General features: G+C 73.9%; 16 protein-coding genes. 2 read left to right on the top strand and 14 right to left on the bottom strand.

Annotated features, from left to right (window positions below; all coding sequences use genetic code 11):
* The first annotated feature begins 51 nt into the window (after positions 1-51).
* Positions 52-372 carry a hypothetical protein gene (locus AC1RSJ_RS10960; RefSeq protein WP_493118416.1) on the top strand — a complete coding sequence of 107 codons (321 nt, stop codon included), beginning with the start codon at positions 52-54 and terminating at the stop codon, positions 370-372.
* On the opposite strand, the gene AC1RSJ_RS10955 is transcribed toward AC1RSJ_RS10960, so the two are convergent.
* The 10 genes from AC1RSJ_RS10955 to AC1RSJ_RS10910 form a co-directional block, all read right to left on the bottom strand.
* On the bottom strand, positions 365-1,237 hold the full coding sequence (locus tag AC1RSJ_RS10955; protein WP_493118415.1) for a PHP domain-containing protein: 873 nt from the start codon (positions 1,235-1,237) through the stop codon (positions 365-367). The genes AC1RSJ_RS10960 and AC1RSJ_RS10955 overlap by 8 nt on opposite strands.
* A gap of 34 nt (positions 1,238-1,271) precedes the next feature.
* Entirely contained in the window at positions 1,272-2,105 is an 834-nt protein-coding gene (locus AC1RSJ_RS10950) for a transglutaminase-like domain-containing protein (RefSeq protein ID WP_493118414.1), read from the bottom strand.
* 75 nt (positions 2,106-2,180) lie between these two features.
* Positions 2,181-2,438 (bottom strand): hypothetical protein, encoded by a 258-nt coding sequence (locus tag AC1RSJ_RS10945; protein WP_493118413.1) that lies wholly within the window; start codon positions 2,436-2,438, stop codon positions 2,181-2,183.
* A 112-nt stretch (positions 2,439-2,550) separates the two neighbouring features.
* Entirely contained in the window at positions 2,551-3,336 is a 786-nt protein-coding gene (locus tag AC1RSJ_RS10940) for a polyprenol monophosphomannose synthase (RefSeq protein WP_493118412.1), read from the bottom strand.
* Entirely contained in the window at positions 3,336-3,995 is a 660-nt protein-coding gene (locus AC1RSJ_RS10935; RefSeq protein ID WP_493118411.1) for a class F sortase, read from the bottom strand. The genes AC1RSJ_RS10940 and AC1RSJ_RS10935 overlap by 1 nt, the downstream gene beginning before the upstream one ends.
* Positions 3,992-5,155 carry a glycosyl hydrolase family 8 gene (locus tag AC1RSJ_RS10930; RefSeq protein ID WP_493118410.1) on the bottom strand — a complete coding sequence of 388 codons (1,164 nt, stop codon included), beginning with the start codon at positions 5,153-5,155 and terminating at the stop codon, positions 3,992-3,994. The genes AC1RSJ_RS10935 and AC1RSJ_RS10930 overlap by 4 nt, the downstream gene beginning before the upstream one ends.
* Positions 5,152-5,979, bottom strand: a complete 828-nt coding sequence (locus AC1RSJ_RS10925) for a DUF4397 domain-containing protein (RefSeq protein WP_493118409.1) — start codon at positions 5,977-5,979, stop codon at positions 5,152-5,154. Before AC1RSJ_RS10925 ends, AC1RSJ_RS10930 begins: the two co-directional genes overlap by 4 nt.
* Positions 5,980-6,022: 43 nt before the next feature.
* A complete protein-coding gene (locus tag AC1RSJ_RS10920) occupies positions 6,023-7,987 on the bottom strand; it encodes an ArnT family glycosyltransferase (protein WP_493118408.1) in 1,965 nt (654 codons plus the stop codon).
* The gene (locus tag AC1RSJ_RS10915; protein WP_493118407.1) at positions 7,984-9,450 is read right to left on the bottom strand and encodes a glycosyltransferase family 2 protein; all 1,467 of its coding nucleotides are present in this window, start codon (positions 9,448-9,450) and stop codon (positions 7,984-7,986) included. The genes AC1RSJ_RS10920 and AC1RSJ_RS10915 overlap by 4 nt, the downstream gene beginning before the upstream one ends.
* The gene (locus AC1RSJ_RS10910; RefSeq protein WP_493118406.1) at positions 9,447-9,896 is read right to left on the bottom strand and encodes a GtrA family protein; all 450 of its coding nucleotides are present in this window, start codon (positions 9,894-9,896) and stop codon (positions 9,447-9,449) included. The genes AC1RSJ_RS10915 and AC1RSJ_RS10910 overlap by 4 nt, the downstream gene beginning before the upstream one ends.
* Before the next feature lie 231 nt (positions 9,897-10,127).
* On the opposite strand from AC1RSJ_RS10910, the gene AC1RSJ_RS10905 reads away from it, so the two are divergent.
* Positions 10,128-10,508, top strand: a complete 381-nt coding sequence (locus tag AC1RSJ_RS10905; protein ID WP_493118405.1) for a hypothetical protein — start codon at positions 10,128-10,130, stop codon at positions 10,506-10,508.
* A 44-nt stretch (positions 10,509-10,552) separates the two neighbouring features.
* Here AC1RSJ_RS10905 and AC1RSJ_RS10900 read toward each other — a convergent pair whose 3' ends face one another.
* The 4 genes from AC1RSJ_RS10900 to AC1RSJ_RS10885 all read right to left on the bottom strand — a co-directional run bounded on the left by AC1RSJ_RS10900 (position 10,553) and on the right by AC1RSJ_RS10885 (position 14,164).
* Complete coding sequence (locus AC1RSJ_RS10900; RefSeq protein ID WP_493118404.1) at positions 10,553-12,391, bottom strand: thiamine pyrophosphate-requiring protein; 1,839 nt, start codon at positions 12,389-12,391, stop codon at positions 10,553-10,555.
* Between the two features lie 10 nt (positions 12,392-12,401).
* A complete protein-coding gene (locus tag AC1RSJ_RS10895) occupies positions 12,402-12,572 on the bottom strand; it encodes a hypothetical protein (RefSeq protein WP_493118403.1) in 171 nt (56 codons plus the stop codon).
* A 126-nt stretch (positions 12,573-12,698) separates the two neighbouring features.
* Complete coding sequence (locus tag AC1RSJ_RS10890) at positions 12,699-13,364, bottom strand: HAD family hydrolase (protein ID WP_493118402.1); 666 nt, start codon at positions 13,362-13,364, stop codon at positions 12,699-12,701.
* Entirely contained in the window at positions 13,361-14,164 is an 804-nt protein-coding gene (locus AC1RSJ_RS10885) for an SDR family oxidoreductase (RefSeq protein ID WP_493118401.1), read from the bottom strand. The genes AC1RSJ_RS10890 and AC1RSJ_RS10885 overlap by 4 nt, the downstream gene beginning before the upstream one ends.
* Positions 14,165-14,275: the final 111 nt, after the last annotated feature.

Raw genomic sequence — 14,275 nt, 5'->3', positions numbered from 1 at the left:
CATCTGGCGCAAGGCCGTGACACCTCGCGCCGGTAGAGCGAGAGTAGCCCCATGATGCGCATCTCCTACGCCGGCGGCTCCGTGACGACCGGCGTCGCGATCGCCGACGCCGTGCTCGACCTCGCAGCCGCGCTCGCGAACTCGGGACGCGCGCTGCGGATCGACGTGCCCGTGCTCGATCAGGACGATCGCCGCACCGAAATGTCGCTCGTGATCGGCCCGGCCTCGCAGCTGGCCGGCGAGCGGGTCGACCGCGCCCTGGACGTCACGGACGAGGCCTTCGTCGCCCGGGTGCGGCACCTCATCGCCCAGCTGACCGAGATCATGCCGCTGCCGTTCGCCGCGACGCAGGATCCCGGCGACTTCACCTGAGGCGGGTCCAGAGATCCTCGGCGCGTCGCCCGCGGCGGAAGCCGAGCGCCTCGACCATAGCCATCGCCTCCGGGAACCCCGCGGCGAGCGCGTCGGCGGAGTGCGCGTCGCTGCCGAACGAGATCGCCTCGCCGCCCTCCTCCGCCCACCACTGCGGGATCCACGACCACAGCCGCCGCGTGTTCATCTCGAGCGCGCGTCCCGATCCGGCGATCGCCCGCATGCCCGCCCGGAAGCCCTCCTCGAACTCGCGGGGATCGAACGGGCCGAGCTCCCAGGTCGGCCACGCGCGGACCGCGTAGTCGATGTGCGTGAACACGGCGAACGAGTCCGAGCCCGCGACCATCCGCGGGATCTCCTCGAGGTAGGCGGTCATCACGTCGGCGGCGCGCCGGTGCCGGTAGAGCGTGATCGGCTCGCTGCGGTCACCGTCCGGCTCGTCGGGGTCGATCGGCAGCATGTGCAGCGACCCGTTGACCCGGTCGATCACGCCGCTCGCGAGCAGCGGCGCCGCCAGGTGGTCCCAGAGATGCGGCTGGCCGAACTCCACGCCGGTGAGGATGCGGAGCGCCGGATGCGCATGCCGGGCCTGCTCGATCGCCTCCAGCCAGCCCTCCGCGTCGAAGGTCGGCAGCCGCACGAACCCGTCCGCGTCGACGTAGCGGTGGGCGTGCTCGCCCATGTCGCCGTCGTCGACGTGCCAGCGGTCCTCGAAGTCGAGGTGCTCGGTGAAGACGAGGGCCGGCAGGCCGATCCGCTCGGCGCGGGCGCAGATGCGCTCCATCGAGCCGACCGAGGCGGGATCGGATCCGGCGTCCCACGACCACTCGCTGTGGACGTGGGCGTCGGCGGGGAGCTCGGTCACGAGTCGACGCTAGACCGGCCGTCCGCCGTCGGCATCAGCGGATCGTGACGAGGCGGTCGAGATCGTCCTCCGGCAGGTGCTCCGCCGTGGCGGCGACCTCGAGGTCGACGAGCCGGACGAGACCCGACCGGGTGGTCAGGAACGCCGTGTCGGCGGCGTCCCGACCCGTCGCGATGCGGACGAGCGACGAGCGCGGCGCGAGGGCGGTGGCGTCGACCGCCTGCCAGGCTCCGTCGACGAGCGCCTCGGTCACGGCGTGGAAGTCCATGGGGTCGAGGCCGGGCGCGTACACCGACACGATCCGGGCCGGCACATCGACGGCGCGGAGCAGCGCGGCGGTCAGGTGCGCGAAGTCGCGGCACACCCCGCGACGGGCGAGGAGCGTGGCGACTGCGCCGTCGATCGGGGTGCTCGATCCGGGGACGTACGACAGCCGCGTGCCGACCCAGCTGCTCACCGCGGCGAGCAGGTCGCGTCGCTCCAGCCCCGCGAACTCGGAGCGCGCCACCGGCCGCAGCGTGTCGGCCTCGCAGTAGCGGCTCGGTCGCAGGTAGGTCCAGGCGTCGAGCGGATCGATGGCCACCGGGGCACCGTCGTGCACCTCGGCCGAGTAGCGGATCTCGACGGTCCCGGATCCCGCGCGCACGGCGTGCAGGCGCGAGCCGAGACGATCCGTGAGGACGTCGGCGGCGAGCTCCCGGCCGTGCTGACGGATCTCGAGCCGCTCGTCCCTCGTCTCGTGCGAGTCGGCGACGGCGACGGCGAGCAGGAACTCGGCGTCGCCCTCGCACTCGAGTTCGATCGAGGCGGAGACGCGCCGGACCCCGTGGTCGTCGGCCGGCGTGGTCGAGGAGCGCGAGGAGGCCATCTCGCGACCGTACCCCGGTGCGCGGATCGTCGCGTCCGCGCCGCGGTCCCTCCCAGGCGCCCCCGAGCCGCGGCGCTAGGAGGCGGTGCGGAGGGACCCGCGGGCGACGTCCTCGACCGCCGCCTTGGCGAGCGCCGCGGTCGCGAACAGGCCGAGCGGCTCGGCCGTGCCGTACTGGGCGAACCAGCCGGACACGTGCGAGGTGGCGCGGCCGACCAGCCGGTCGTCGCGGCTCGCGATCCAGAGTCCGTCGTGGATCTCGACCCAGCGCAGCGCGCCGTCGGGCGTCGGCGCGAAGTAGGTGGTGCGCGGGTCGGCGGGCTGGTTCGTCATCGGGTCTCGTCTCGGGTCGCGGACCGGCGCGGCCGATCCTCACCCGGTATTCGGAGCGGAACGGCCGGGGGACGGGACGCCGGCTCCCTCCTGCCCCGGCGCCCCGTCCGGCTCAGTGCGGCAGCGCCCGGTGCGAGCTCGCCCGCACCGAGGGCAGCGCGGTCTCGCGGCGCACGGCGCGGCCCGCGACCGTCATCCGGCGGCGCAGCCCCCACAGGGTCACGCGGAGCAGCGACTCGCGCACGATGCCGCCGCTCATCTTGGAGACGCCGGCGACCCGCTCGGTGAACGTGATCGGCACCTCGACGACGCGGAGGCCGGCCTCGAGCGCCCGCCACAGCAGGTCGACCTGGAAGCAGTAGCCCTGGCTCGCGACGCGGTCGAGGTCGATGCGACGGAGGGCGTCGGCGCTGAACACGCGGTACCCGCCGGTCGCATCCTGCACGTCGATGCCGAGCGCGATGCGCGTGTACACGTTGCCGCCGCGGCTCAGGAGCCTGCGGCGCAGCGGCCAGTTCTCGACCCGCCCGCCCGGGATCCAGCGCGAGCCGAGCACGAGGTCGTGGCCGACGAGCTGCTCGATCATGCCGGGCAGCTGCTCCGGGTGGTGCGAGCCGTCGGCGTCCATCTCCACGAGCGCCCAGTAGCCGCGCTCGAGACCCCAGGCGAACCCGGCGAGGTAGGCGCCGCCGAGGCCGTCCTTCGTCGTGCGGTGCATGACGTGCACCTCGGGGTGCTCGCGCGCGAGCTCATCGGCCAGCTCGCCGGTGCCGTCGGGTGAGGCGTCGTCGACGACGAGGATGTCGGTGTGCGGCGACGCGGCGAGCACGCGCTCCACGATCGGGCGGAGGTTCTCCCGTTCGTCGTAGGTCGGGATGATGACGAGCGTCTCCAGCATCAGGAGCCTCCCTGGTCGGTGATGAGCGTGGCGAACACGATGAGGTTGTCGCGGTAGTGCGACGTGGAGGTGTCGAAGGCGCCGGCGCAGCAGATGAGCCGGAGCTGGCGGTCGGGCACGTTGCCGTAGACCTCGGAGGTCGGGAACTGCGCCTTCGGCGACTCGACGGAGCCGGTGACCCGGAACCGCAGCGTCTGGCCCGTCGACATCGGCACCTGCACCTCGGCACCGGGCTGCAGCTGGTCGAGGTGCTCGAAGATGCCGGGGCCGGCCGAGTAGTCGATGTGCCCCGCGATGATGGCCGGGCCGATCTGCCCGGGCACGACGCCCGCGCTGTACCAGCCGGCCTTGTCGGCGGCGACCGGCGGCTGCAGCTTGCCGGCCTTGTTCGTGCCGAGGTCCTCGAGGGTCGTCGCGGCGATGCCGAGCTGCGGGATGACGAGGCCGGTGGGCGTGCCGGCCGGCCCGACCGTGGGCTCCGCCGCCGGATCCTGGATCCGGCCCGCCGAGTTGGTGTCGGGTGCCGCGGTCTCGGCCGGCGCGGGCTCGGAGCCGACGCCGGTGAGGGCGCCCGCGCCGAGCGCGCCGCCGCCGAGCACCACGACGGCCGCCCCGATGAGGAGCGAGCGCCGCGAGAGCAGCTCGTCGCGGCCGCTCATCGTGCCCCTCCGTCCGGGCCGCAGCCGCCGAGCACGGTGCTGGTGAGCATGGCGTCGCCGAGCGTCGACCAGGCGCGGCCGTAGTAGGTCGGCACCGTGTTGGCGAGCAGGCGGGCGGCGAGCAGGTCGCGCGCGGCGGACTGCTCCTCGCCGGACGCCGTGGCCGCGGCCGCGCGGGCCGCGTAGGCGAGCGGAGAGCGGTCCTCGGTCATCGGGGTCCCGCCGAGGTCGAGCACCGCGGCGGGCGACTTCTCCCGGTCGAGCGGGTCGAGCAGCCGTCCGGCCAGGGCACGGTCGGAGGCCGTGCACGACTCGGCGTAGCGGACCGCGAGCCGGCCGGCGTCGTAGCCGAAGGCGACGTCGCCGCCGCGGCCCTGGGCGCCGGGCATCGCGTCGACCGCGCCGTCGGGGTGGACCTGCGCCCAGTCGGGCGGCAGCGCGCTCTTGGCGAGCAGCGCGGTCGTGGCGGCCGCGCTGCCGACCTGCAGCTCCTGCCAGCGCGGGTCGCCGGTCGACTTCCCGAGCACGTCGAAGGCGGCCGGGGAGGCGTAGCTCGGGTTGTACGCGTACGGCTGCGCCGCGGCCGCCCACAGGCCCGGGAGCAGGATGCGCCCGGCGGTCGTGGTGGCCGTCAGCCGGTCGAGGATCGTGGTGCCGAGGGCGTCGCCGTCGGCCGTGAGGTCGGCGCGCTGGAAGTGGTCGCCGGCGAGCACGAGGGCCCGCGCGGCGTCGAGGTCCGCGTCGGACGCGGGTTCGTCGTCGACCACGGCGCCGGACGCCCAGCGCCAGGCGAGCAGCCCGTCGTCGCGCTGGAGGTGGCGCTGCGTCCAGGTCCAGATGCGGTCGAAGGACTTCTCGTCGTCGGCGACGACCGCGGCGAGCAGCCCGTAGGCCTGGCCTTCGCTCACGGTGTCGCCGCCCTGGTCGCGGCGGACGACGCGGCCGTCGTCCGTCCACTGCGCGAGGAACGCGCGGGCCAGCGAGGCGCTGTCGCCGTGGGCGGCGTCGACGTCGGCGGACCCGGAGGCGGAGGCCGACGCCCGGGGCGCCGACGGGGCCGGGGCCCCGCCGAGCACTCCCGTCGCCGCGAGCGCGACGACGGCCGTGACGGCGATCGCGGCCGTCCCGGTCGCGGCGACGATCGCGGCGCGGCGGCTCATCCGGCCGTTCCCGTCAGCAGCGAGCCGGTGCGATGGGTGGCGAGGTAGCCGCCGCCCGTGTTCACGCCGCCGACCGGCGCCGCGGCGACCGCAGCGGAGTCGAGCACCGAGCGGATGGTGATGCCCGACGGGTCGTCGAGCACCAGCAGGGTCGAGACGCTGCCGGCCGCCAGGTTCACCGACGCGGTGCCGGAGACCTTCTTGGTGCCGGTCAGCTTGAGATCCCACGGGCCGGCGGGCACGGCGGCGTAGCCGGTCGCCGAGCCGGCGGCGGCCTTGTCGGCGATGGGCATGCCGGTCGTGGTGGCGACGCTGACCGTCGAGGTCTTCGTCGACGCCTGGATCAGGCGGATGCGAGCCGTGCCGGCCGCGGGGGCGGTGAGGTCGTCGTCGAAGGACTGCACCTTGAGCTTCTTGTTCTCGCCGAAGGCGGCGACGGTCTTCGCGACGCCCTTCGTGACGTCGAGCGAGGCAGTCAGCACGGGCTTCGCGCCGGCCTTCGCGTTCGACGCGATCATCTCGACCGTGTACACGCCGTCGGCGAGCTCGGCGTAGTCGGAGACGGTGCCGTACGCGACGCCGTCGAGCTTCACGACGGGGGTCGCGGTGCCGAGCGGGGTGACCCGCACGTCGACCGCCTTCGTGTCGGGGGAGAGATGCGCGAGGCGCACCCAGCCGGCGCCGCCGGCGTCGGCCGCCGTGGCGGAGTCGGAGGCGAATCCGGGCGCGGCGGCGGCGATCACCGCCGCGGCGAGCGCGATCGCGCCGGCCATGAGGATGCGTGTGCGGGGAGTCCGGCGTGCGCCGGGGGTGGTGTCGGTCATCTCGATGCTCCTTTCGGGAGCCATAGGGGGGTTCGGAGACGGATCAGCGGAGGACGGGAGTGCCGGGCGCCCAGGTCAGGACGACCGAGCTGCCCTCGATCCGCACGGAGTCGGGTGCGTACGACCCGGCGAGACCCGCCAGCAGCTCGCGGGTGGCGGCCGAGCGGCCTCCGTCGGTCACGGCGGGGGCGCCGTCGACGGACGTGAGCTCGACCTGCCGGAGCGGCCGGCCGTCCTCGCCCGCGACGACCGGGAAGCCGCCGATCGCGAGGTCGTGGGCCGCGACGGCGCTGCCGAGGGCGATGACGGTGCGCGGGTCGACGCGCCCGCCGGTGAGCAGATCGGCGTCGGGCGTGCTGAGACGGAGACCGGAGTCGCCCGCGATCTGCGCGGCCGCCGTGGACGCGATCCGCTTCGCGTCCGCCGACTGCTGCTTCTCGGCGTCGATGCCCTCGGGGGCGATCTGCCGGATGTCGACGCGGCGGGTGCCGGTGCCGAACGACGCGACCGCGACCGAGTTCTGGATGGCCTTCTGCACATCCGGGAACGAGTCGGGGAAGGTGCGCATCGAGTCGGTCGTCACGATGTACGACGAGTCGCGCCAGCCGTTCGGCGACTGCCGCTCGACGGCCGGATCGGTGTCGACCTTGTAGTACCAGACCACGTCGTCGCGATCCCAGCCGGCCTTCACGAGGTCGACCCACATCGCGTCGTCGACGATGATCCGCTGGTCGCGGTCCACGTTGTCGGCGATCCAGGACTGCGCGTCGCGCATCGGCTCGTCGAGATCGGCGAGCAGGAAGCCGCGGAGCTGGATGGCCCAGAGCGGCACGGCGGCGACGACCGCGAGCGAGCCGACGGCTGCGACGGCGATCGCCGCGATCCTGCGGCGGCGGGGCAGCCCGCGGGCGCGGAGTCGTCGCACGGCCGCCTCGCCGACGCCCGCCACGAGCAGCGCCGCGAACGGCAGCAGCATGATCACGTACGGCACGGGCAGGTAGCCGCCGGGCCGGAACATGAACGCGGTCGCGGCGAGCACGAGCACGGCGAACGGGCGGAGGCGCCAGATCGTCAGCGCCACCGCGGCGGCCGCGAGGCCCGCGACGATGAGCACCGGGTCGAGGTCCCACCACATGCCGAGCGTGCGGCGGATGAGGCTCTCGGGATCGAGGAGCGAGCCCGAGCCGGTACGGCTCGACAGCTGGAACATGAGTCCGTCGGCGAGGCTGACGCGGCCTCGGCCGGGCACGAGCTCGCCCTTGACCGCCGCGAGCAGCAGGTAGCTGCCGCCGACGAGCACGAGCACGCTGCCGGCGACCGAGAGGGTGTAGCGCCGGGTGTCGCGGTGCGCGTTCCGCACGGCCAGCCAGACCACGATCGGCAGGGCCAGCAGGTAGGTCTCCTTGCTCAGCACGGCGATGCCGAACGCGAGCGCGGCGCCGCTGAACGCGAGCAGCTGGTTGCGGCGGTTCAGCACGAGCAGAACGGCGGCGAGCAGCCACGGCGTGGCCACGTTGTCGAGGTACACCGTGCGATGGAACTGCACGGCGAGCGGCGAGATCGCGAACACGAGCGTCGCGACCGCGGCTGCCGGACGGGAGAGCCGCAGCCGGCGGGCGAGCGCCCAGACCAGCACTGCGGAGATGAGGGACGCGACCACCATGGCCTCGCGGGCCGCGATCACGGCGATCGAGTACCGCGCGAACGCGCCGGTGAGCTGCGTGTAGGCGGCGATCTGGATCCAGCCGAGCGGCGGGTGGTCGTACCAGAACGTGTAGTGCGCGAGCTCGCCGAGGTTGGCGATGGCCCAGGCCTGCGCGGTGTAGGTGCCCTCGTCGTCGATGCGCTGCGGCGAGCCGGAGAGCCCGACGAACGACACGGTCGCCGAGACGAGCAGCACGGGCAGCAGCCAGACGAGCGAGGCGCGGTGCCGGTTCAGCAGGGCGGTCACGCGGGAGGCGGCGGCGGACAGGTCCGGCATCGCGTGCCGGGTCTCGATGGCGGTCATCGTCGGGCTCCGATCGGCTCGAGGGCGTCGGCGTCCGTCTCCGGCACGGCGACGGCCTCGGCGGCGGCGTCACGATGGACGCCGCTGTGCTCCGTCTTCTCCCAGCCCGTCTGGTTGCGCAGCTGGCGGACGACGGCGCGGACCGCGGCGAGCGCGAGGAACACCTGGAACGGGAACGTGCCGAGCACGAGCCGCACGTAGTCGCGGGCGCGCACCTTCTCGCCGTAGATCCGGCCGAACTCGCCGAGGCCGGCGATCTCGGCGGCCACCGTCACGATGGTCGGGGCGAGCGGGATGAACGTGATGAGCGCGACGACGGTCGGCACCTTCACGAACAGGATGAGCGCGATCGAGAGCGGGATCAGGAGGCCGGTGAAGGCCTGCAGGAACGGCATCGACAGCAGGTAGCGGGCGAACATCCGCTGCCCGAACGTGGGCAGCTTGCGCCATTCGCCCTTCGAGAGCACCTGCAGGAAGCCCTGGTTCCAGCGGGTGCGCTGCTTGAACAGCGACGCGAGGCTGCCAGGGGTCTCCTCGCGCGTCACGTACTCGGGGCTGTAGGCCACGACGACCTTCGCGCCGGCGCTGGAGAGCCGCACGCCGAGCTCGCAGTCCTCGGCGAGGCACTCCGCGTCCCAGCCGTTGAACCGGTCGAGCCAGGTGCGCTCGACGAAGACGGTGTTGCCGCCCAGCGGGATGAACTTGGCGCCGGCGTGGAAGTGCAGCCGCGAGCGGAACCAGAAGTAGTACTCGAGCACGTTGCGCAGCGACCACCAGGTCGTGCGGAAGTTCATGAGCTGCACGCCGCCCTGCACGACGGCGGCACCGGTCTCGCTGAACCGCGAGTCGATGTGCCGCAGCAGGTCGGGGTGCACGTCGTCCTCGGCGTCGAACACGCCGACGACGTCGCCGCGCGCCTCGGGGAGGGCGCGGTTCAGGGCCTTCGGCTTGTTCTTCGGCACGCTGTCGTCCACGATCACGCGCACGAGCCCGGGATGCCGGTCGGCGGCCGCGCGGGCCACCGCCTCGGTGCCCGGGTCGTCGTGGCCGACGATCGCGATGATCTCGAAGTCGGGGTGCGACTGCTGGGCGAGCTGGTCGATCGTGCGGCCCATCACCGCCTCCTCGTGCCGACCGGGCACGAGGAGGGTGAACGATCGGCGCGGCGCGAGCGGCTCCTTGGCGAAGCCGGTGGCGCGGAGGGTGCCGCTCGACTTCCAGGCGTGGAGCATCCACCAGAGCGTCGTCACCGCGATGGCGGTGAGCGCGAGGGCCAGGGTGACCAGGCCGATCTGGGGGAGCAGCTGGAGCCAGTCGACGCCGGTCGCCGCGGCGACCGGGTCGGAGGAGGCGGGGGTGCCCGCGGGGGCGTCGGTGCCGGGCTGCGGCATCGGGGTCAGCAGCGGCGAGGCATCGTCGCCGGTGGCGGAACCGGAGGCGGCCGCGAGGAGCGAGTGGATCACGCGAGTTCTCCCTTCGGGTGGCGGAACACGAGGTGGCGGTACATGACGAAGCGCACGAGGGTGCCGAGCACGAGCCCGACGACGTTGCCCGCGATGTTGTCCGCGAGCACCGAGGTCAGGCCGAGCACGTCGCGCGAGAACAGGAGGCAGCCTGCGGCGACGAGCAGTCCGGCGACGTTCGCGGCGGCGAACATGCCCGCCTCGCGGCCGATGCCGGACTTGTCGCGGCCGCGGTAGGTCACGTAGCGGTGGCCGATCCACGCGACCACCGTGGCGACGGAGACCGAGGCCACCTTCGCCCAGACCACCTGGTCGGTGAGCACCGTGGCGCGGAGGAGGTTGAAGCCGCCGGCGTCGACGACGAAGGCGAGCGCGCCGACACCGCCGAACAGCAGCAGCTCGCGCGCCCAGCGGCGCACTCGGGTCAGGGTGGGGAGGTCGGACACCGTCGGGATCGATGCGGTGCGAGCTCGGGGGAGGATCGTCACGAGGGTGGTCCGGTACGGGACGCGTCCCCCGTTCGGGGGCACAGGTCCTTTTCAGGTCGACGTCACCTCGTGTTCACACGCCGGGTCGGCGTCGGCCGGGTGACGACCGGACGAACTGCTCCGCAACCCCTAGTCGCGGCGGCCGGGTGGCGGCTACTCTGACGGCACCCCGACCTCGGAGGACTGCCCGTGTCCTCGCTCCACCCGAATTCCGACCTGCCCCCGCACCTGCTGCGGGCCCTCGGCGAGCTGTTCGTCGCGATGGTGACCCTCGACCGCCTGCTCATGTCCGGCACCGGGCTCGCCCCCGGCCGCGACGCTGCGGCGGGGAAGTGGCGTCGGCGCGCACTCGCCGCATCGGAGGAGGCGCGCCGCGTCGCGGAGGCCTGCGCGTCGTCCACCGTGGTGAACGGCACCGTGGTCGTCATGTCGACCGACGGCACGACGATCTCGATGTCGTCGGCCAACATCCTCAGGCTGGCGCGATCGGTGGCGACCCTGACGCGGCGCGGCACCCTCCTCGCCGATCCCGACACGGTCGCCGCGACCTCGGCCGGTCAGACGGCCTGACGCCGCCGCGCGGCTCCGGGAGACGGTCCGGCGCCGGGCTGCGCTCAGGCGCCGCTGCCGTCGCCGGCATCGCCGAGATGCAGTGCGCCCTTCACCCGGTCGACCTGCTCCGCGACGAGCGCCTTCGCCGAGTCGGCGACCACGCCGAGGCGGTGCGGCTCTCGACCCAGCAGCGCCCGGGCGGTGTTCAGCGCGTACTCGCGGGTGATGTGCGGCGGCAGCGGGGGCACGTTGCGGCTCACGTGCGCGTCGATGACGGTGACGCCGGGATGCGCGAGCGCGGTCTCGATCGCCCCGACCACCTCGTCGTCGTGCTCGATCCGGATGCCGGAGAAGCCGAGCAGCTGCGCGTAGCCCGCGTAGTCGATCGACTCCACGTCCTGCGACGCCGGCCACACCGGATCCCCGTCCTCCGTGCGCATCTCCCACGACACCTGCGACAGGTCGTCGTTGTGCATCACGAGCACGATGAGCTGCCGGTTGACCCAGCCCCGCTCGTACTTCTTCACGGTGATCAGCTCGTTCATGCCGAGCATCTGGAACGCGCCGTCGCCGATCGTGCAGATGACGGGGCGGTCCGGGTAGGCGAACTTCGCGGCGACCGCGTACGGCATCGAGGCGAGCATGGTCGCCAGTCGGCCGGAGAGGTCGCCGCGCATCCCGCGCCGGAGTCGGATGTGGTGGCCGTACCAGTCGGCCGTGGTGCCGGCGTCGGCCGTCACGATCGCGTCGTCCGGCAGGCGGGCGTTGAGCTCGGCGAAGATGCGCCGCGGGTTCGCGCCGCTGTCGAAGGTCAGTGCGGCCTGCCCGGCCATCTCGCGCTCCCAGCCCTCCATCTCCGCCGCGATCGCGCGCTGCCAGCCGAGATCGGTCTTCCGGGTCAGGAGCGGGATGAGCGCCTCGAGCGTCGCGCCGACGTCGCCCCAGATCGCGCACTCCATCGGGTACCGCACCCCGAGCTGCTCGGGTCGGAGGTCGACCTGGACCGCGCGCGCCTGGCCGGTCGCCGGCAGGAACTCGCCGTACGGGTAGTTCGTGCCGAGCAGCACGAGCGTGTCGCAGCGCTGCATCTGGTGCAGGCTCGGGAGCGAGCCGAGCAGGCCCACCTGCTGCGTGTGGTGGGGCACGTCGGAGGGGATCACGTCCTTCCCGCGCAGCGCCGTCACGATCCCGGCGCCCGCGAGCTCCGCGGCTCGCAGCACGAGGTCGGTGGCCCCGCGGGCGCCCGCGCCGACGAGGAAGGTGACGCGCTCGCCGGCGTCGATGATCTCGGCGGCCCGGCGGAGGTCGTCCGCGGGCGGTGCGACCCGGATCGAGGGCGCCGCGTCGCTCGACCGCGAGACCCAGTGCTCGACGGCCGGCGGCTCGAACGGCATCGCCTGCACGTCGTGGGGCAGGATCACGACGGCCGGCTGCAGGCGCACGCGGGCCGTGCGGAACGCGGTGTCGATGACCGCCTGCACCTGCTGCGGCGACACGACGGTCTGCACGTAGCAGGCGACGTCGGCGAACACCCGCTCGAGGTTCGACTCCTGCATGACCGAGGTGCCGAGCGCGTCGAGGCCCTGCTGGCCGACGATCGCGACGACCGGCTGGTTGTCCATCTGCGCGTCGTACAGGCCGTTGAGCAGGTGGAAGGCGCCGGGGCTCGAGGTCGCGACGCAGACGCCGACCTCGCCGGTGAACTTCGCGTGCGCCGTCGCCATGAGGGCGCAGATCTCCTCGTGGGTCGGGCGGATGTACTGCACGCCCGCGCCGTCCCGCTCGGCGGCCCCGAGGGCGCCGTCGAACGCGCCGATGCCGTCGCCCGGGTACCCGAAGACCCGGGTCACGCCCCAGGCGCGCAGTCGCTGGATGACGAAGTCGCTGACCGTCGTGCCCACGACGCGCGCCTCAGTCCTTCGATCCGTCCTCGTCGTCCGGCTGCTCGGCGTCGCTCTCCGCGGCGGCCGCGCCGTCCTCGGCGATGCCGTCGGGTCCGCCGGAGGTGGGCGTGCCCTCGGGGAGCAGATCGAGGTCCTCGTCCTTCGCGATGTCGGCGTCGCGCTCGTGCTGGTCGCTCATGGGGATCCTCTCGTCGTGCCTCGGCCGGGTCCCGGCCGCGTTCCGGACGCTACGCCGATCGCGACCGCGGCCCGGCGGCACCCGGGAAGCCCCCAGGCGGGCGGTCGCAGTCGATGTCCCGTGGACTCATCCGGCCGCCGGAGCGGGCCAGCCGCCGCCGCGCGCGAGCAGCTCCGCGACGCCGTCGACGACCTCCTCGGCTCCGGCGTCCACCAGCTCCTCCGCGCCGATGCCGCCCGTCCGGACGCCGACGACGCGGACGCCCGCGCGGCCGGCCGCGATCGCGTCCCACACCGCGTCGCCGACGAGCACGGCCTCGGCCGCCGAGACGCCGGCACGCTCGAGGGCGACCTGCACGATGCCGGGGTGCGGCTTGGCCCGGTCGACGTCGTCCGCGTGGGTCGCGATCGGCGGCTCGGGCAGATCGAGCACCGACAGGAGGGTCTCGAGCTGGTCCGCCGGGGCTGACGTCGCCAGGACGACGGTGATGCCGCGACGGGAGAGGTCGACGAGCAGGTCGCGGGCGCCGGGGAGCGGACGCAGCCGGTCGACGTGCTCGGCGTAGTACCGCGAGTGCGCGGCGCTGAGGGCGTCCCGGTCGGCGCCCTCCGGAGCGAGGTCGTCGAGCAGCGCCTCCGAGTCCATGCCGATCGCGCGATGGATGCGCCAGCCCTCCGCCTGCGCACCCGCCTCGGCCAGCGCGCGCTGCCACGCGTCGACGTGGAGGTAGTTCGAGTCGACGAGGGTGCCGTCCACGTCGAACAGCACCGCCCGGACGCGCGGCGCGCTCACACGCGCCGCCAGTCGTGCGACCGGAGGTGCGAGCCGGCCTGCGGGCCCATGAGCAGCATCCCCCCGTCCACCGCCCAGGATGCGCCGGTGACGTAGGAGGCCGCGGGCGATGCGAGGAAGGCGATGACGTCGGCGATCTCGTCCGCCGCGCCCGGGCGGCCGAGCGGCACCCCGGGGCGCTCGGTCGAGTACGGGTCCTGGCCGTCCGACTCGCTCATCTCCGTCGCGATCTCGCCGGGGGCGACGCTGTTGGCGGTGATGCCGTGCTCGCCGAGCTCGAGCGCGAGCGTCTCCATGAGGCCGCCGAGCCCGTGCTTCGCGGCGTCGTACGCGGCCGAGCCGACCCGCGGCTGATGCTCGTGCACGCTCGTGACGGCGATGAGCCGCCCGCCGCGGCCCTGCGCGACCATCCGCCGGGCGGCGCGCTGGAGCACGGTGAACGAGCCGTCGAGGTCGGTGGCGATCGTCATCCGCCACTCGTCCCAGTCCATCTCGAGGAACGGCGTGCCGCCGCCCGCGCCGGCGTTGCTCACGAGCACGTCGAGTCCGCCGAGGTCGTCGGCGAGCCCGTCGATGACGTCGCCCGCGTCCGGCTCGGTGACGTCGAGGCGCGCGACGACCGCGCGCCGCCCGGTCTCGCGCACCCGGCGGGCCGTCTCCTCCGCCCCGTCGGAGTCGCTGCGCCAGGTGACCCCGACGTCGAGGCCGGCCCGGGCCAGGGCGACCGCGGTGGCGGCCCCGATCCCGGAGTCGGAGGCGGTGACGATGGCCGTGGCGGGGGAGAAGTCTCGGGTCGACATGCGGCACGGTAGGCACGCCGTCGCGAGCACCGGCGGGATATCCCGGCGACTCCCAGACCGCGTCGGTCGCCTGCGCCCTGCCTGAGCGGGGGTGCGCGGCACGGTCGGCGG

The organism is Schumannella sp. GW821-FHT10F01 (assembly GCF_058809295.1).
This window is presented reverse-complemented; position numbering and strand designations above follow the sequence as displayed.

Coding starts and splice junctions, on each gene's coding strand:
- AC1RSJ_RS10960 (WP_493118416.1), top strand. CDS start 52: ATGATGCGCATCTCCTACGCCGGCGGCTCCGTGACGACCGGCGTCGCG.
- AC1RSJ_RS10950 (WP_493118414.1), bottom strand. CDS start 2,105: ATGGCCTCCTCGCGCTCCTCGACCACGCCGGCCGACGACCACGGGGTC.
- AC1RSJ_RS10945 (WP_493118413.1), bottom strand. CDS start 2,438: ATGACGAACCAGCCCGCCGACCCGCGCACCACCTACTTCGCGCCGACG.
- AC1RSJ_RS10940 (WP_493118412.1), bottom strand. CDS start 3,336: ATGCTGGAGACGCTCGTCATCATCCCGACCTACGACGAACGGGAGAAC.
- AC1RSJ_RS10935 (WP_493118411.1), bottom strand. CDS start 3,995: ATGAGCGGCCGCGACGAGCTGCTCTCGCGGCGCTCGCTCCTCATCGGG.
- AC1RSJ_RS10930 (WP_493118410.1), bottom strand. CDS start 5,155: ATGAGCCGCCGCGCCGCGATCGTCGCCGCGACCGGGACGGCCGCGATC.
- AC1RSJ_RS10925 (WP_493118409.1), bottom strand. CDS start 5,979: ATGACCGACACCACCCCCGGCGCACGCCGGACTCCCCGCACACGCATC.
- AC1RSJ_RS10920 (WP_493118408.1), bottom strand. CDS start 7,987: ATGACCGCCATCGAGACCCGGCACGCGATGCCGGACCTGTCCGCCGCC.
- AC1RSJ_RS10895 (WP_493118403.1), bottom strand. CDS start 12,572: ATGAGCGACCAGCACGAGCGCGACGCCGACATCGCGAAGGACGAGGAC.
- AC1RSJ_RS10885 (WP_493118401.1), bottom strand. CDS start 14,164: ATGTCGACCCGAGACTTCTCCCCCGCCACGGCCATCGTCACCGCCTCC.